Source organism: Fulvivirga ligni, assembly GCF_021389935.1.
Lineage (GTDB): Bacteria > Bacteroidota > Bacteroidia > Cytophagales > Cyclobacteriaceae > Fulvivirga > Fulvivirga ligni.
On record NZ_CP089979.1, the window covers coordinates 2,242,520 to 2,260,650 of the forward strand.

Annotated in this window: 16 protein-coding genes; 6 read left to right on the plus strand and 10 right to left on the minus strand. The window is 38.9% G+C overall.

Translation table 11 applies throughout. The features are described 5' to 3' along the window. Window positions 1-10: 10 nt before the first annotated feature. On the minus strand, window positions 11-2,371 hold the full coding sequence (locus tag LVD16_RS09955; RefSeq protein ID WP_233773786.1) for a PAS domain-containing sensor histidine kinase: 2,361 nt from the start codon (window positions 2,369-2,371) through the stop codon (window positions 11-13). Between the two features lie 100 nt (window positions 2,372-2,471). On the opposite strand from LVD16_RS09955, the gene miaA reads away from it, so the two are divergent. From miaA to LVD16_RS09970, 3 genes are all read left to right on the plus strand, one after another. Next, entirely contained in the window at window positions 2,472-3,371 is a 900-nt protein-coding gene (gene miaA / locus LVD16_RS09960) for a tRNA (adenosine(37)-N6)-dimethylallyltransferase MiaA (RefSeq protein WP_233773787.1), read from the plus strand. Window positions 3,372-3,435: 64 nt separating this feature from the next. Beyond that, window positions 3,436-3,633 (plus strand): hypothetical protein, encoded by a 198-nt coding sequence (locus tag LVD16_RS09965; RefSeq protein WP_233774635.1) that lies wholly within the window; start codon window positions 3,436-3,438, stop codon window positions 3,631-3,633. After that, a complete protein-coding gene (locus LVD16_RS09970) occupies window positions 3,569-4,009 on the plus strand; it encodes a thioredoxin family protein (protein WP_233774584.1) in 441 nt (146 codons plus the stop codon). Before LVD16_RS09965 ends, LVD16_RS09970 begins: the two co-directional genes overlap by 65 nt. Here the strand turns inward: LVD16_RS09970 and LVD16_RS09975 are convergent. Continuing rightward, complete coding sequence (locus LVD16_RS09975) at window positions 4,006-4,614, minus strand: trimeric intracellular cation channel family protein (RefSeq protein WP_233773788.1); 609 nt, start codon at window positions 4,612-4,614, stop codon at window positions 4,006-4,008. The genes LVD16_RS09970 and LVD16_RS09975 overlap by 4 nt on opposite strands. A gap of 138 nt (window positions 4,615-4,752) precedes the next feature. Between LVD16_RS09975 and LVD16_RS09980 the strand changes: the two genes are divergently transcribed. Further along, window positions 4,753-5,181 carry an FKBP-type peptidyl-prolyl cis-trans isomerase gene (locus tag LVD16_RS09980; RefSeq protein ID WP_233773789.1) on the plus strand — a complete coding sequence of 143 codons (429 nt, stop codon included), beginning with the start codon at window positions 4,753-4,755 and terminating at the stop codon, window positions 5,179-5,181. 76 nt (window positions 5,182-5,257) lie between these two features. On the opposite strand, the gene LVD16_RS27730 is transcribed toward LVD16_RS09980, so the two are convergent. From LVD16_RS27730 to LVD16_RS09995, 4 genes are all read right to left on the minus strand, one after another. Beyond that, window positions 5,258-5,392, minus strand: a complete 135-nt coding sequence (locus LVD16_RS27730; protein ID WP_255697902.1) for a hypothetical protein — start codon at window positions 5,390-5,392, stop codon at window positions 5,258-5,260. Between the two features lie 105 nt (window positions 5,393-5,497). Further along, window positions 5,498-6,826, minus strand: a complete 1,329-nt coding sequence (locus tag LVD16_RS09985; RefSeq protein WP_233773790.1) for a dihydrolipoamide acetyltransferase family protein — start codon at window positions 6,824-6,826, stop codon at window positions 5,498-5,500. Between the two features lie 46 nt (window positions 6,827-6,872). Then, a complete protein-coding gene (locus LVD16_RS09990; protein ID WP_233773791.1) occupies window positions 6,873-8,138 on the minus strand; it encodes a competence/damage-inducible protein A in 1,266 nt (421 codons plus the stop codon). A gap of 114 nt (window positions 8,139-8,252) precedes the next feature. Next, window positions 8,253-9,638: a sodium-dependent transporter gene (locus LVD16_RS09995; RefSeq protein ID WP_233773792.1), complete on the minus strand. Its 1,386-nt coding sequence runs from the start codon at window positions 9,636-9,638 to the stop codon at window positions 8,253-8,255. Window positions 9,639-9,793: 155 nt separating this feature from the next. Between LVD16_RS09995 and LVD16_RS10000 the strand changes: the two genes are divergently transcribed. Continuing rightward, a complete protein-coding gene (locus LVD16_RS10000; protein ID WP_233773793.1) occupies window positions 9,794-10,516 on the plus strand; it encodes a DUF4197 domain-containing protein in 723 nt (240 codons plus the stop codon). Here the strand turns inward: LVD16_RS10000 and LVD16_RS10005 are convergent. The 3 genes from LVD16_RS10005 to LVD16_RS10015 are packed head-to-tail and all read right to left on the minus strand — an operon-like array spanning window position 10,513 to window position 14,158. Then, window positions 10,513-11,409, minus strand: a complete 897-nt coding sequence (locus LVD16_RS10005; protein ID WP_233773794.1) for an SMP-30/gluconolactonase/LRE family protein — start codon at window positions 11,407-11,409, stop codon at window positions 10,513-10,515. The two genes, LVD16_RS10000 and LVD16_RS10005, sit on opposite strands and share 4 nt — an antisense overlap. A gap of 25 nt (window positions 11,410-11,434) precedes the next feature. Next, on the minus strand, window positions 11,435-12,325 hold the full coding sequence (locus LVD16_RS10010) for a diacylglycerol/lipid kinase family protein (protein WP_233773795.1): 891 nt from the start codon (window positions 12,323-12,325) through the stop codon (window positions 11,435-11,437). Window positions 12,326-12,328: 3 nt separating this feature from the next. Beyond that, complete coding sequence (locus LVD16_RS10015; protein WP_233773796.1) at window positions 12,329-14,158, minus strand: LTA synthase family protein; 1,830 nt, start codon at window positions 14,156-14,158, stop codon at window positions 12,329-12,331. Between the two features lie 118 nt (window positions 14,159-14,276). On the opposite strand from LVD16_RS10015, the gene LVD16_RS10020 reads away from it, so the two are divergent. Next, complete coding sequence (locus LVD16_RS10020) at window positions 14,277-15,236, plus strand: CDP-alcohol phosphatidyltransferase family protein (RefSeq protein ID WP_233773797.1); 960 nt, start codon at window positions 14,277-14,279, stop codon at window positions 15,234-15,236. On the opposite strand, the gene LVD16_RS10025 is transcribed toward LVD16_RS10020, so the two are convergent. After that, complete coding sequence (locus LVD16_RS10025) at window positions 15,226-18,060, minus strand: S8 family serine peptidase (protein ID WP_233773798.1); 2,835 nt, start codon at window positions 18,058-18,060, stop codon at window positions 15,226-15,228. The two genes, LVD16_RS10020 and LVD16_RS10025, sit on opposite strands and share 11 nt — an antisense overlap. Window positions 18,061-18,131 lie beyond the last annotated feature (71 nt).

Here is an 18,131-nt window from a genome sequence, read left to right on the forward strand (position 1 = left end):
ATTCTACAGTTTAATTCATTAAGTTTTCAACCTCATTTAAAAATGATTGATATAAGACTCGCAAGGTAGATAAACCTTCCTCAAAGTTATAATACTCTTTGGTTTTTAGCCTATCCTCCATTAGCTCAGCCTGTTGCGCCATTTTTTCAACACCTAAAGTAGAAGCGTTTCCTTTTAGGGCATGTAAAATGTTCAAAGTTACATCAAAATCTTTGTTTTTAAAGGAGCGAGCAATGTCAATTAATTGCTTTTTGCTTTCTTTCTCAAACTCTTTCAGTGTCTCATTTAGAACTTCAGTACCTGCATATTTACGCAAAGTTTCTAAAGTAGCCATATCAATATCGGATAAAAGTGTGCTTTGAGGCACATCTTTTTCTTTTAAAACGCTATTTTCTCGTTTATTGGTCCATGATTCTACCTTTTGTATTAATATGGACGGTTTAATGGGTTTAGCAATGAAGTCACTCATGCCGGCATCTGCAAACCTTTCCTCATCGCTATCCAGAGAATATGCAGTCATGGCTATCACTGGCGGAGCCTCATTACACTCAGCCACTATCCGAGCGGTGGTTTCATAACCATCCATATCAGGCATTTGTATATCCATTAGTACCAAATCATAATGATTGGTCTTACATTTTTTTAAAGCCTCATCACCACGCATGGCTGTATTTACCTTGCAGCCTGCATTTCTCAGTATTTCAGAGGCCAGGTCCAGATTTACCTTATTATCATCTACCAATAATATCAGTGGAGCATAAGATAGGGTGGGGTTTATAGAAGCATCATTAGGTTTTGCTTCCAGATTATCTGCCGTTTTAGTTTGGAAAGTGAAAGTAAAACGGCTGCCTTTTCCTACCTCTGACTCCAGAGTTAGCTTTCCTTTTAATAATTTAATTAATTTTTTGGATATATGCAGGCCTAAACCGGTGCCTTTGTAAGATTTACTACTTGAACTATCAAGCTGAGTGAAGCTAGTAAATATCTTTTCCTGATCTTTCTTATCTATCCCTATACCGTTATCTTCTACACTCCCTTCCAGCACAATGTTAGTTCTATTTGATCTGCGATCTGCTAACGTCAGATTTACATTTACAGTACCTCCTTCGGGGGTGAATTTTATACTGTTGCTTATAAGGTTGGAATAGATTTGAATTAGCTTGGTTTCATCACAGAAGATATATTTCGGCACGTGCTGGCCAATGCTGAATTTAAGAGCAATGCCATTTTCTTCCGCCTGCGGATGGTATAGTAGCTCCAGCTTATTCATTAATGCCCGGGTATGCATATTAGTTTTATTAATACGCATCTTTCCAGCCTCAATTTTAGAGAGGTCTAGCAGGTCATTAAGAATGTTAAGTAATATCTCTGATGAGCCTTTTAGGGCTTTTATATGTTGTTTTTGCTTGCCACTGAGGTTAGAATCATCCAATAAATGCAACATTCCCATGATACCATTTAAAGGAGTTCTTATTTCATGACTCATGTTAGCCAGGAAACGCTCTTTTACTTTTAATGATCTTTCGGCAAACTCCTTACTGCGCTCTAACTCCTGGTGAGTCTTTTTCAACTCGCTGATATCTCTGGCTACACCTTCTACATATAAAGGAGTATCTTCATCATCGCTTATTATTCTGATGTTGCAGATGCAGTGAACAATCCTTCCGTTTTTATGCAAAAGGTCAGTTTCAAAGTTTCTCACCCGTTTTGAGGCGGTGAGCTTTCGTATTAAAAAGGCCGTTTTTCTGTTACTTCTATAGTAATCGATGATGTCCATGCCCAGAATTTCTTCTTCTGTATAGCCGATAATATCTACCACAGAAGGGCTCAGCATGATTAGCTTACCATCAAAATCAAACCTGAAATATAGATCCTGGAATGACTCGAATATGTTCCTGAACTTTTCTTCACTGATAATCAGATCTATTTTAGACTGCATCTTATCAGTAATGTCATGAGCCAGGCCTGAAATTCCAGTAATCTCACCTAGTGTATCGTAGATAGGTGTTAGAAAAACCTCTTTCCAGGAATATTTTCCATTGATATCTATCCGAATTTCAAAGTTAGTGCTGGCACCGGTGAGGGCTTCTTGATAATGCCTTTTCCAGAAACGGTCAGCATCTTCGCTTTTTATTCGGCCTTTGTTTTCATAGGCCACCAGTCCATCAGAGTATTTTTGAAGGAAGTGTCTGAAATAGTTCTGGTTAAATGAAATGAGGTTTAGATCAGTGTTTACGGCCCATATTATGAGTGATCCACCTTCGAGTATGGCATTAGTAAAGGCGTTTTTGTTCTGCTCCTCGTAAAGTTGCTGTTTTAGCTCATCAACTTTGTTCTCTAAACTCAGTTCTTTTTGACCCTTACTATTCATCGCTGTGAATATAATAAATATATCTTAATGTAGGATCGACACATTATAGATATTGGTATAATAGGGCTATTAGCAGTAGCTTTGTTGAAAATATTTTTTTGTGAAAAGTTTAATTGTTGTGGTAGGTCCCACTGCGGTGGGTAAGACAGATCTATGTATAAGGCTCGCTCAAGAGTATAAAACAGAAATAGTTTCTGCGGATTCCAGACAGGTTTTTCGAGAACTGGAAATTGGTACTGCGAAGCCATCTGCTGATGAGCTGCAACAAGTAAAGCATCATTTCATAAATTCTCATTCCATCCATGAAGATTTCAATGCTGGTGATTATGAGCGGGATGCGCTTGAGTTGCTGGAGCGTTTATTTGAGATTCATGACGTAGTAATCCTCACCGGAGGATCAGGCCTTTATGTAAAAGCTTTGACCGATGGTATGGCTGATATGCCTGAAATAGATCCGGAAGTAAGAAGTCAGTTAAAGGCAGAGTTGGAAGGAAAAGGGCTTTCTTTTCTGGTGGAAGAGCTCAAAGAGGCTGACCCGGATTATTATGGACAAGTTGATCTTCAAAATCCACAAAGGGTGATCAGGGCACTGGAGGTAATCAGAAGTACAGGGCATAAGTATTCTGAACTTAGAACAGACGAGAAAAAACAAAGGCCATTTAAAATAATTAAAGTAGGCTTGGAGCGCCCCAGAGAAGAACTTTATCAGCGAATTGACCTGAGAATGGATATCATGATAGGGCAGGGGTTATTTCAGGAGGCAAAAGATTTTCACCATTTAAAGCATATTAATGCACTGCAAACCGTAGGTTACAAAGAAATTTTTGATCATCTGGATGGTGAATATGACAGGGGTGAGGCCATTAGATTACTGAAAAGAAACTCTCGCAGGTATGCCAAGAGACAGTTTACATGGTTCAGAAGAGATGAAGAAATGAAATGGTTTCACCCTGACAATTATGACGGAATATTACATTACATCAGTGAACAAATAGGATAGATTACTATATTTAACTGATGAAATTATTTTATATTAAATCTCGTTTAGAGGTAAAATGATGAATATGACACATACTTTTTCAACTTATATTAAATCGGCTTTATTGATAATTTTCGTAGTAAGCTCGGCTTTTGTTGGAGCTGAAAGAACTGAGCCAGCCAAGTCTACTGAAGAGGAAGGCGTGCACTGGTACACTTTTGAAGAAGCAGTGGAGCTTTCTAAAAAAGAGAAAAAAAAAGATTTTTATAGATGTTTATACTGACTGGTGTGGATGGTGTAAGAAAATGGATAAAGATACCTTCAATAAAGGTGAGATTGCAGCATATCTAAATGAGAATTACTATCCTGTAAAGCTCAATGCTGAGCAGGAAGAAGATATAATTTTCAAAGGAAATACCTTCAAATTTGTAGCGTCTGGCAGGAAAGGATACCATCAGCTTGCGGCTGCGTTGCTTCAAAATAAATTAAGCTTCCCATCTTTCGTTATTCTTAATGAAGATTTCGAAATCATCAATATAACCCCTGGATATCAGCAGCCAGCACCTTTTCATAAAATCATCACCTATTATTATGGTGAGTATTATGCCTCTCAGGATAAGTCAAAACAATTTGAAGAGGAGTACAAATCTCCTTTCTAAACCTTCATTTTAGGAAGTGAAAGGTTGAATTTTATAGCCACTACTCTTATGATAATAATGGTAATGATGGTGGCTATATAGTTGATGTTTTGACTGAAAACTTCATAGTGTTCGAGTAGGAAAAATACGATGGCACCCACCAGGCAGGCTGTGGCATAGATTTCTTTTCTGAAAATTAGTGGAATCTCATTACAAAGAATATCTCTTATAACACCACCCACCACAGCTGAAACCATACCCATGGTAATTGCTAACCCCGGATGAATACCAAGGTTTAATGCTTTTTGCATGCCACTGATGGTAAAAAGAGCAATACCCACTGTATCAAACACAAAAAAAGTACGACGCATGTTAACAATGTACTTTCGAAATATAAAAGTGAAAGGAAGTGCCAGTAGGATGGCAATGGGGTAGTTAATATCCTGCACCCAGGCTACAGGATAGCTGCCTAATAAAACATCTCGCGTGGTACCTCCGCCCACGGCCGTAACAAAGCCGATAACGGTAACACCAAAGATATCCATCTCCTTCTTTGCGGCCAGCCTAATACCACTTATGGCAAATACGAATGTACCTATAATTTCTAATGTGTAGAGTAATGTCATTTCGGGTGCGAAATTAGTTAGAATTTAAATATTATAATAGAGAGCTCCAAGTGTTGATTTTTTATTGGAGGCTCAATTCTGTAACTTTGCGGTACCTTGAAAATCAAGGATTAATTCAAAACAATAAATAAGGAAAACATGTCTGAAGCAAAAAAAGGCGACAGAGTAAAAGTACATTATACAGGGAAGTTAACTGATGGATCTGTTTTTGATTCTTCAAAGGACAGAGAGCCTCTTGAATTTGAATTAGGTTCAGGAATGATGATTGCAGGTTTTGACAAAGCTGTTACTGGAATGAAAGTAGGCGATGCTAAAACTGCAGATATACCAGCAGATGAAGGTTATGGACAAAGAAATGATGAGATGGTGGTACAAGTACCTAAAGCTCAGCTTCCTGCAGACCTTAATCCTGAAGTAGGACAGCAGCTTGCAATGCAGCAGCCTAACGGCCAGTCTGTGCCAGTGCTAGTTACTAAGGTAGAGGCTGATAACATCGAAATCGATGCTAACCATCCGCTAGCTGGAAAAGATTTAGTATTTGATATCGAATTGGTTTCTATTAACTAATAGAACTAGTTCATTAGACATAAAAAAAGGCTTAGATAAAAATCTAAGCCTTTTTTGTTTCAAACCAAGGAAGAAATTAAGCTTCCTCTGATTTATTGTCTTTATTAGCTTTTAACACATCTAATAAGCCTAGTGCAGCTCCAAATCCAGCCAGGCATGCCACTATTGTGATAAACAAATCAGCGCCATCTCCTATATATGAAATATCCATAATTATAAACTTTACAGGGTTTTCTTCAAATAACGAGGCCAAATTTAAATCATAATCTCGGTATATTAAAGTATTGTTTCTCCTTTTTAGACGGAGTATGAATTCTTACGAATTCATACCTCTCTGCATATCAAATTGCTCCAAATAGTCAGCTACTCTACGTACTAGCATGCCTCCTAATGAGCCGTCTACTACTCTGTGATCATAGCTGTGAGAAAGGAACATTTTATGTCTTACAGCTATAGCATCTCCATGTGGAGTTTCTATCACTGCAGGTTTTTTTACGATAGCACCTAATGCTAAAATACCTACCTGAGGTTGCATAATGATTGGTGTACCCATTACATTACCAAAAGAGCCTACGTTGGAAATAGTAAATGTACCTCCTGAAAGCTCATCAGGTGTAAGCTTATTAGCACGAGCTCTTCTTGCTAAATCATTTACCTTTTTGGCCAGGCCAGTAATGTTAAGCTGATCAGCATTTCTAATTACTGGTACTATTAAGTTACCAGATGGCAATGCCACAGCCATTCCTATATTAATGTCTTTTTTCTTTATAATTCTGTCGCCGTCTACCTGAACATTAATCATCGGGTAGTCTTTGATGGCTTTAGATACAGCCTCGATGAAAAGAGGAGTGAAAGTTAATGTATCGCCTTCTTTCTCTTTAAAATCCTTTTTATAACGGTTTCTCCAGAAAACAAGGTTAGTAACATCGGCTTCTACAAATGATGTAACGTGTGGTGATATTCTCTTGCTATCTACCATGCGCTCAGCAATCATTTTACGCATACGATCCATCTCGATGATCTCGTCCTCAGCACCGATAGAGACATTTACTCTTTGAGGTTCTCTTGCAGGTGCTGCTGGAGCTTTGGTGGCTACACCATTACTTGAAGCGGCAGGAGCACTAACAGGTGCTGCCGATCTGTTTTCTACGTAAGAAAGGATATCCTTTTTAGTAACACGACCTTCTTTACCTGTGCCAGGTACTTTTTCTAGCTCAGCCATGGCTATACCTTCTTCTTTGGCAATATTTTTTACCAATGGAGAATAAAAACGACCATTTTGATCTTTAGTAGCAATATCGCTGGCCTCAGCAGAAACTTCGGCCGCTACAGCTTCCTGAGGTTGAGCTTCTGTTTTAGTACTTGCAGCTGAGTCATTGTCAGATTTAGGGGCTGCTTCGTCTCCATCGGTAGCAATAATGGCAATAGGCTTACCAACCTCTACCACTTCGCCATCTTTGGCCAGAATTTCTTTTAATACACCAGCATGGGTGGAAGGTACTTCTGTATCTACCTTATCAGTAGCTACTTCCAGTACAGATTCATCTTGCTCAATAGTATCTCCTTCATTTTTGAGCCATGTAAGCACAGTGGCTTCCATAATACTCTCTCCCATCTTGGGCATTATTAATTCTACTAGTGCCATCTATTTATATTTTAATCCTTCTTAAAATTTCTGCAAAGGTAAGCTTTTACCCTTTTATTTCAATCGTTTCCGAAAGGCTAATTCTTACCAGGTTTAATACCGCCGCCGCTGTGGCTCTGATATTCACTTGCCTGTCTTTCCATAACTGTAGTTTCCTGGTTATTGTTTGCTCACCATCGGCAAAAGCAATCCAAACCGTGCCTACAGGCTTTTCAAGAGTACCTCCCGTCGGGCCGGCAATCCCGCTCGTAGCGATACCAATGTCAGCCCCAAGTTTCTTTCGGACATTATTGGCCATTTCATGAACAGTTTCCTCGCTTACTGCACCATGAGCCTCTAATGTTTCTTTTTTCACCTCTAAAATACCAATTTTTGCATCATTATGATAAGGGATGATGGATCCTCTAAAATAGGTGGAGCTACCAGGTATTCGGGAAATGAGATGTGAAACATAGCCGCCAGAACAGCTTTCTGCCAGGGCTATGGTTTTATTTTGATCCCTTAAGAGTACTCCTATGGCAGACTCGATGGTGTCCTGATCATAACCATAAATATATTTGCCTACTAGAGTGTGCAATGAAGCAACCTGATCAGCTACCTCAGCTATTAGCTCTTCTTTACTATTGCCAATGGCAGTTAATCGAAGCTTTACTTCTCCAGTGCTCGGTAGGTAGGCTAGCTTAATATGTTCTGGTAAATTCTGCTCCCAGTCCTGTATCTGGTCTGCCAACCATGATTCTCCAATACCAATGGTTTTAACCACTCTATGGTAGATGACATCCGTATTGAAAACTTCTTGAAGTTTCGGAATGATGGTGTCAGTCATCATTCGTTTCATTTCATGAGGTACACCAGGCATGGAGACGAAAACTTTGCCGTTCCTTTCAAACCACATTCCCGGAGCGGTACCTAAAATATTGCTGACCATTTCGCAGCATATAGGTAAGGCCGCCTGAAGTCTGTTTACAGGGGTAAGCTCACGTCCTTTGCTGGCGAAAAAAGCAGTAACTTCTTCTAATGCCTTTTCATTTATTTCAACTTCGCAATTGAAGTATTCGGCCAGACAAGGTTTTGTGAGGTCATCATTGGTAGGACCAAGACCACCCGTAATCAGAACGATGTCAGCTCTGGATTCTGCTTCCTTAAAACTTTGTAGTATATCTTCTCGGGAGTCACTTACGGTAGTTTTTCTAACCGTTTTTATGCCCACTTTATCAAGTTCGGCACTCATCCACTGTGAGTTGGTATCGGTAATCTGGCCATAAAGGATCTCATCTCCAATGGTCAGTATTTCAGCTTTTGTTTTATGCATTTCTAAAATTATGCTATTACAATCATGAAAGACCACCACGATCTTACCGCTGCAAAACTAAGCTATTATAGAAATAAAGTGCCGCTAATATCAGGTTAAAAAACCATTACCTTTCTAGAAGATGGAAACCCCAAAAAACTTTTGTAATACGGTGAGTATGAACATAAAACCTAAGACTACAGGACATACCATAGTGATCATTAAATTGAAATATTTTTCAATAACTGAGCCTTTGTAAGACGCATAACCCTGAGAAATTTCTTCAGAAAGGCTCTTTGCTTTCCAGTGTCTGGCAATGAATATACTCAGAAGGAAACCACCAAGAGGTAAGCTTACCACAAAGAATAAGTCCTGAACTACATCCATAAACGTTTTGGATGTACCCTCGTAATAGGCAAAGTTTGAGAACAAGTCTGATGCCCCATAGCTAAGCATGCTTGGTAGACCTAAGGCAAAAATGATGGCAGACATCACTATTACTGATTTCTTTCTGCTCCATTTCTTTTGATCTACTAAGAAAGCAACGGGTACCTCAAGTAATGAGATAGTAGAGGTAAGTGCTGCAAAACAAAGTAAAAGGAAAAAGCTACAGCCTACTAATTTACCCAGCAATGGAGGCATGTTTTGGAATATGCCTACCAGAGCGATGAATACTAATCCAGGCCCTTCACTAGGTGATTGTCCTTGTGAGAATACCAGCGGAAAAATCATAAGACCAGCCAGAAAGGCTACAAGAGTATCAGATATAGTAACCCAGGTGGCAGAGTTCACAATATTGTCTTCTTTGCTGATGTATGAGCCGTAAGTGATCAGAGCTCCCATTCCCAGGCTTAAAGAGAAAAATGCTTGTCCCAGAGCGGAATATATGGTCGCACCATTGATAAGGCTAAAGTCAGGAACCAGATAAAAAGCTACACCATCAGCAGCATTGGGTAGATTAAGGCCATATATGATGATGAGAATAAGTATAATGAACAAGGTGGGCATCAATACTTTAGAAGTACCCTCGATACCTTTTTGAACTCCTCTGTAAACTATGAAGCCCGTTAATACCATAAATACCAGACTGTAGATCAGATTATCTGAAAAGTCTGCAGTGTAGTTATAAAAATAATTGCTCAACTCTTTTTGTTGAAGTAGGTCTCCAAAGCTCAGTTGCACAAAGTATCCGAATGCCCAGCCAGCAACTACATTGTAGAATGAAAGAATCATTACACCGCATAAAATGCCGAAGAAGCCAACCCAGGCCCATTTCTTTCCTCCTAATTTCTTGTAAGCACCAAAAGGATTTGCGCCAGTGTTTCTTCCTACAGCTACTTCACCCACCATTATAGGTAAACCAATAAGGAAGATCCACGCTACGTAAATTAGAAGAAAGGCTGCTCCTCCGTTTTCTCCAGCTACATAAGGAAATTGCCAGATGTTACCCAACCCTACTGCTGAGCCGGCCGCAGCCGCAATAAATCCTATTTTACTGGAAAATCCACCTCTTGATGCCATGATAAATTGTTGTCTTAAAATTAAAAGGAGCGCAAATTAATGAAAAAAATCACAAAGGGAGGGTATGAATTTATGTTCTGTAGTATATTGTGGCCCGTTTCTATGGTTTTGTTGGTGATTAAGATGCTCTATATACATTTTAAATTAAAATAATTATGAAAAAGGTACTGCTATGCCTCTTTGTAGTGGCAATTATTGTTTCATGTACTACTACTCAGATAAATAAAACTATAGGTGATATTAATGATGCCCTGGGTAGTGGCGGAGGTCTTACTACAGAACAGGTGGCGGCCGGGCTGAAGGAGGCACTTACCAAAGGAATATCTAATGGTTCCGCGCAGGCATCTCAGTTAGATGGATATTTTAAGAACCCCAAAATCAAAATTCCTTTTCCTCCAGATGTGCAAAAGGTAGAGGATAAGTTAAGACAAATTGGCCTTGGAGGTGAGGTTGATAAGTTTGTAAAACAATTAAATAGAGGTGCGGAAGATGCGGCTAAAGAGTCTAAAACCATTTTCGTGACAGCGATTAAAGCTATGACTATTCAAGATGCCTGGAATATATTAAAAGGTGAAGATGATGCCGCTACTCAATATTTAATGAAGACTACTTCCGCCCAGCTGAAAGCGAAGTTTAAGCCAGTAATGAAAAGTAGCCTCGATAAGGTGAATGCCACTAAATATTATAGCGACATCATTAACACATATAACAAAATTCCATTGGTGGAGGATGTAAACCCTAATCTTGATGACTATGCTACAGATAAAGCCATTGAAGGTTTATTCTATCTTGTAGCTCAAGAAGAGGAGAAAATACGTGAAGATCCTATTGCAAGAACTACGGAGCTTTTGAAAAAGGTATTTGCTGCTCAGGATTAATGAGCTCCTTTTACATTCATCTTTAGCGTATAAACACTGGTGCTGGCGGTAATAAATAAGGTGTTTCTCTCTTTGCCGCCAAAGCATATGTTTGCAGTCCAGTTTTCAGGAACAGGTATATACGCTATCTTTTTTCCTTTTTTGTTGAATACGGTTACACCCTTTCCTGTCAGGTAAAGATTGCCCTGCTCGTCAAGTGTCATGCCGTCAGATCCCATGTTTGTGAAGAGTTTCTCTTTTGAAAGGGAGCCATCTTTTTTTATTTGATAGCTGAATATTTTTCCAGCCCCAATGTCAGCCACATAAAGGGTTTTTCCATCTGGGGTTCCAACTATGCCATTGGGCTGATTGTAGTTATCGGTTACTGGTTTTACTTCACCATTTGAATCCAGAAGATATACATATTTGCCTTGCTGTTGCATTTCAGGGTTTCGTGTCCAGTAATCTCTTTTGTATAGAGGGTCTGTGAAATATAAATTGCCATTAGGAGCTATCCATAAGTCGTTTGGTCCGTTTAAGAGTTTGTCATCTACCTGATCTAAGATTACTTTATGGTTACCCTCAGAGTCTATAGACCAAAGCTGATTTTCCATATCTGCACAGGTAATTAATAGGCCTTCTTTGTTGAAGTACATACCATTTGATCTACCTGATTTAGATAAGAATTTGGTGAGTTCTCCACTTTCTGCATCCCATCTAATGATCTGATTGTTAGGCTGATCTGTAAAAAATACGTTGCCTTCCTTGTCTGCTGCTGGCCCCTCTGTAAACGAATATTCATCACTGAGCTGAATTAATTCAGCGCCATAGACAATAAGATCCTCATCATCAAATTCTTGAGCATAACATGATGATGCCAAACCACAGACTAATAAAAGGAATATGTTTTTCATGGGATATACACTAAAGATTTAAGTTTCAGGCCCTGCAGGCTACCCTCAAAGATAGTGGATTTACTTCTAGTTCAATATCATCTTTGAGCTGATAGGGATCACCATCTAAATGGATGTTTTTGTTCTTTTCGCTCTCAAGCAAATGAATGTGGGCGGCTTTACCTTGCCATGTTTTATAATATCTGGATCTGGTAAGCGTACCATTAAATAGGTGAAAAACCAGGGTGGGGTAGTACCATAAAGGTACTTTTCTCATTACACAAATATCCATAAGGCCATCAGAGATTTCAGCACCAGGAGCTATATGGGCATTATTTCCATATTGACTAGAGTTGGCAATGGATACCAGAAATGGAGCCTTTTCAAACTTTTCTTCACCATCTATGGTAAGCTTAAAATCGGTGCTTTGAAATCTTAGAATTTCCTGCAAGGCTAACATACCATAGGAGAAAAAGCCTCTTTTTTTACTCTCTGCAAATAAGCTGGCTATGTGAGCGTCAAACCCTACACCGGCTACATTCACAAAGATGTCTTTGTTGAGCCTGATGGTGTCTATTTTCATTGAGGTTTGCTGGTTGAGCAGCATGATTGCTCCTTTTGGTGATAATGGTACCCCCAAATGTCTGGCTAAACCATTACCTGAACCCATAGGTATAATGCCCAAAGTGGTATTGGAATTAATCAGCGGTTTGGCAATTTCATTTATGGTGCCGTCACCACCTACTGCTACTATAATGTCATAATGATTCTTTTCCCTTTCAGCAATCTCAGAGCCTTCTCCAGCATATTGAGTATAAATAATTTCTGCTGATACCTTGTTAGAATCCAGGTGAGCTTTTATCAGCTCTGGAAAGTTCGCTTTTCTACTGGTCCCTGATTTAGGGTTAATGATAAAAAGTGCCTTCTGTGCGGTCATAGATTACCTATGATTATAATCTCTGTAAAGTTTTTGAATGTATGACAAGCTCGGCCACAATTGCTCTTCAGTATTAGCTCCCTCTTTGATAAGATATTGCTTTCCTGTTTGGTCATAAGTAAGCTTCTGATTGTCATCTATGTAAGCATAACCATTATTGAAGATAAACACAGCAAAATCATGATAGTTTTTGTCTAAAAGATTGTTGCTGAATATATAGTCATTATTCACAGTAGATACTTGCCCGAGGATGGTGTTAGGAATATCTGTTTGACTACCAATGTTGTGAATAACTCTGCCTTTTTGTGCTAAAGCTCCACCAGTCCAGATTAGGGGTATTCTGTAACGATCTGGGTTGGCTAACCCTTCATTATCAGGAGTAGGGTGACCATGATCTGCTGTAATTACAATCAGAGTGTTGTCCCACCAGTCAGAGTGCCTGGCCTTATCCATAAATTCTCCTAAAGACTTATCAGTATAATGTGCCGAGTTTAAGAATTTGGAAACTTCATCATCTCCTTCGAAAACCGTCTTCATAGGCACATTAAAAGGCTCGTGGCTGCTGAGGGTTAACATTACCTTAAAAAACGGGCTTTTTAGCTCGTTGATTTCTTTATAAAATTTCTCAAAGACAGGTCCGTCATGTACTCCCCATTTGCTGTTATTCAAAGAATCAGCGAACTGTGATGAATGTGTTAAATGATCGAACTGAGCTGTGGTGAAGTAGGATCTGAAGTTAGCGAAGTCGATGCTTCCACCATATGTGAAGCCTGTTTCATACCCCATTTCATTAAAATTTTTACTAAGGAAGGGGAGGTTTTGAGTCTTTTTAGGATACTTAATAATCGAACCCGTGGGTTGAGCCGGGTAACCACTAAGTACACTTACTATACCTTTGTCTGTTCTGTCTCCAGAAGCATAGATATTATCAAAAAGAAGTCCTTCGGTAGCTATTTTGCTGAGGTTTGGAGCTACTCCTGGAATCCCACCTAAAGGTTCTATCAGTCTGAAGGTGAAGCTTTCAATTACAATTACTATTACATTTGGTCTATCGGTGGTCAGCACCTTTTCAGTTTCTCCCGAAGACGTATACAGTTGCTTGAAATATTGATCAGTTTTATCCTCATCTAGGATGTTTTCCGGATATTCCAGTTTCTCCAATTTTCTTAAGGCATACCCAACATTCCAAACCACATTAATGGCGCCATGATTGCCAAAAAGGTGTTCATTATCATAATAAACGGTGCCCACATTTATAGGAGCCACACCGAAAGAACCACGAATGGGGGCTATAAGCAGTGCCGTAAGAATAAGAGGAATGAATGAATGCTTCCAGGTTGACTTTGAGATGTCTACCAGATACGGATAAATGTAAACTGAATATAGGTACATAAAAACACCAAAAATCAGTAGCCAGATGAAGATGAGTAAACTCAAAGCGGGTGCTTCAATGGCAATGGTTGTGTCCTGCCCAATATATAATAAAGGTGTAACATCTAACCTAAAGGCCCAGTGCTTGTACATCTCAAGATCCATGACCACAATAAATGATGCTATGAAAAGCATAAGACCTGTGTAGATATGGAAGAAAAATCTTACTGGTTTGTTAGTGATGTACGGTGAAATAGTAAGGAATAAGCCTGGTAAGAGTAGAAAGTAGCCTGTGGCGGATAAGTCTAAACGAATACCATGGGTAAACATGAGCAGTATCTCAGTGAAAGATAGCTCAGCGGTTTTGTCGTAGTAGTAAGTCAGGAAAATAATTCTGGTTGATATAAAAAAGATTAACCAAAAAAGGCCGTAGTGTAAAAATAATTTAATTCTTTCTCTCATTCCCCTTATTCCTAATTATTAATTGAATGCAAAGATAATATTAATTTAATATTATGTGGGTCAAATCTATATAACGGTAAGTCTGGCCCTAAGGGTTCTTTTTCTTTTATTTGTAACTATGAATTCTTATGAATATAGGGTAGAAGGGCAGTCTTTATTAAAGGGCTTTTTTAGAAAAGCACTCAGGCCGCCAAAATTATCTTCACCGTTGGTCCTTACCGTAGCAGGTCATCTGGCAATATATTTAGCTACCTATTTGGCTTATGCTCAGGTTTTTGCGTCTACGCTTAATTTTACCGTTATAGCTGTATTGATCGTTTTTCAAGTCATCTGCGATCATCTGGATGGTGAGATGGCTAGAGCTACTCATTCGGATTCAGCAATGGGCGAGTTTACAGATCACTTTTTTGAATTACTTAATCAATGTGCTTTTGCGCTGATATTCATCTTCTTATTTAATGTAGAGCATTCGTTGGTTTATATAGTGTCGGCAATTAGTGTGGGTGCAGTAAATACTGCTAAATACTACGACCAGTATAAAAGAAATTTATTGGTAAAAGCGAGATTAGGCTTTGCCGAAGTGAAGGTTTTAGGCGCTTTGATATTATTACTTTGCATTTTTCCGAAGGCTTATGCGTTTATCAACTTACCTGATGGTAGCTCATTTTCTGTAATAGAAGTTCTTGTGATGGCCATTAGTTTTATGAATCTAATTCAGATCATTAGGGCATTATTAAGAATTCCACATATCTCCTATGGTATGTGGTTGTTTCAAGGCTTTCATGTTATCATAGCTGTTTTGGCTTTTCTTACTTATGACGGCCTCACTGCTATGCTGATAGTTTTTGGCTATTCTATTTTATATGTTGGGCGCTTATTGAGTGCTCAGCTTACCGATGGTGTGGAAAAGAGCCCTGATTTCTTCCTCTTGTTATTTATTGTTATCCAATACTTTACTTCATTCTTTGATAGTAGCAATACCAGATTGATTATCCTTATCTATCTAGTAGTGAATGTTTTACTCGTAGTTTTAAAAACTTACAGGGTTTTGAAGATGCATAAACAAGCTACTCAATAACCAATTTGGATTTATAGTTTATGTTATCACCTGAAATGGTGTAGATATACAGGCCTTTCTGTATTCCATCTAATGGTACAAACTCTCTTTCTGAAAGTAATGTAGTAGCAAATACCTGTTGGCCTTGAGTGTTGTAAAGGCGTAAAATATATTTATCACCCGGATTATATTTAGTATAGACTGATATGGCCTGCTGTTCCTGTACCGGGTTAGGGAAAATGAGTACAGGTTGGTCAGAAAGGAAGTAAACCAGCGCTTCTTCACTCATAACTTCCAGACCCGAGTTGAGCGTAATGATTGCTCTATATCTACTCAATCCTTGGATTGGGTTTGAATCAGTATAAGATATGGTGGTGCCATCTGGAGATAGAGTGGAGATGTTGGTAAATTCTGAGCCATCAGCCCTCTGGAAAGTGATTTCTTTTACATTATAGGTGGTTCCAATGCTTAAAGTGAGGTTCACCAGCTCGTTTTGCTGGTCTTCAAGTGCTAAAAAGCTTCCCAGGTAGCAATCAACCCCTTGAATTCTATAGTCGAAAACAGCATTTTGAGCGCCTTCATATTCGTTTGACAGCACGGGTCGAATAGAGAATAAATTTTGATCATAATCGGATTTGCTAAACATGAAGGCAGTATCGCTAGTGGTAGCAATGGTTTCTAAATATTGTTCTCCAAGTGTGTAAATGTTGTAACGCTCCACTCCGGATTGATTGTTCCAGATTAGCAATACACTATCTGCGCAGTTGAAGCCCACCTGAGCCTCAATAGGCCGTGAAATGGTGAAGGTGGGGGAGGTGAATGAGGCTTCGGTGGTAACTATGCGTGCCTGAGCTAGAGTATTTACCTTCGGAGGAGTCCATTGATAAAAGCCTTTTTTCAGATCAACTTGATTGTCAATGATCGACCAGTTGGCGCCATTATCATAACTGATTTCTAAAGTGCCATTATCTGTAAAAGTAGATTCCCATCGAAAGTATGAAAGCTGATCATAGGCAGGCATGTTATCACTGGCGGTTGGGTAAACCCACTCAAAAGAGCTTTCATAATCCCACTGATATATAAGGTGAAACCTTTGACTACTAAGAGCGTGGATGCTGTTCACCTTAATTGAGTAATCACCACTTTCAGGCTTACTGATGGTGATCTGCTCCATGTTATTTAAATGATCTTCCATTCTTTTGGCGGGTAAAGCCAGAGAGTCGTTATGAGGGTAGCTATTTAATACCCAGGGCAACCATGTTTCACCCCCGAACTCTAAAGATAAGTCAAGGTCGTTGACTAAAGCTTTATCTGCATTTACTGTAGCGGCAGGATCATTCCAGATGAGCATGAGTTTGAGGTTTCTGGCATTTTCAGGCATGTTAAGTACAAAAGTCTTTTCATCATCAGGAGGCATCTCATCACTTGTAAAACTTTGATTCTTAATAACTTCCACTGCTCTTTTGGAATTGACGCTCCCAAAGCCTGATTTAAAATCAATACCTTCAGGACCAGCCTCATCTGCACTATTAAGTAAAATGCCTTTTATTAAAGAGGCCTCTGGAATTGCGTCATATTCACTAACGTAGTGCTCTTGCAATGTAGTGGCAATGCCGCTTACCAGTGCTGAGGCTGACGAAGAACCAAAGGTGCTATAGGCAGAAATTTCTGGTTTAATACGTCCATCATAAGCAGGACCTCTTGAAACATAGGGGTCGGGTTTATAAGTGGTATCTACTGAGGCTACCGTGATTATGTTTTTAGCCATTTTAAAATTGCCCGTTAGGTTGGCGTAGTTGGTGGTACCAGCATAGGTGTATACCGTGTCGCTCGCAGAACCATTATTCCCGGCTGAGAAAATATGAAGGATTTCGGGGTTATTATGAGAGAATAGGTCGTACGCTTCAGCTTCTGCGCCATAAAAATTCTCCAGTTGTGTGCCATAAGAGTGGTTTTGTAAATAAATACCCCTGCTGCTGAAATACTCAAGATCATCCGGAAAGATATTATCGTAGCTAGATGAGAAAAGCTCTGCGCCGTAGGCTACTCCTTTACTTTTAGGAGAGGTGTTACCTGCACCGGCTAGAATAGTGCCCATTTCAGTGGCATGTCTTGATTGGGTTTCGGTATTAGTATTTTGCACCCTGCCCAATAAATCGATATCTGTTAGATCCATACCCTGCTCTTTTATAGAAACGTGCTGTCCCACGCCTATGAAGTTGGGGTATTTATCATGATTGTAGCTTACTTTATTCACTGATAAGTTCAGGTCTATTACTGAAGTCTCATCCTTGGGAGTGCCATAAGAAGGATTAATAAAGATCACATCATCATTAGTGACCAGCGATTTTAAAAAATTGTCATCTTTAATAATTACTCTAAATGTATTAGTTTTTTTGTATTCTTCTATAATCTCTATGTATTTGGAATCTAGCCAAGTTTCCTTACATTTTTCGAAATTTCTCACATTGATAATAAAAGAATTAAAAAGAGAATTTTCTATACTATTTACATGCTTCTTGGTGAATTTCCAACGATTGTTGGCTGGTCCAATTATGTGATTGATTTTCAGTCGATTATAAATATAGGAGGCTTTAATGTAAATAATGCTGTATGCGTTGTTAAGCTGTCGGCTAAGCTCTATTTCTTCAGAATTTATAAGATCTCGCTCCTGCTTTAAGGTGTGCTGAAGGATGTAGTAACCCGGTTTAAATCCATCTATTTTAGTGTTTTCGCTGCTTTTTATCTGTTCGAAGGCTTCTTTGTTAAGATAGGCTTTCCAGTAGGTTGAGTCTTGAATTTGAGCAAAAGTGTCATTGGTAAAAATGCTCACAAGAGCAGTCAATAATAACAATTTCAATATTGTATGAAACATATATAATGATGGGAAAATATGGGTTAGATTGATGATTAAAT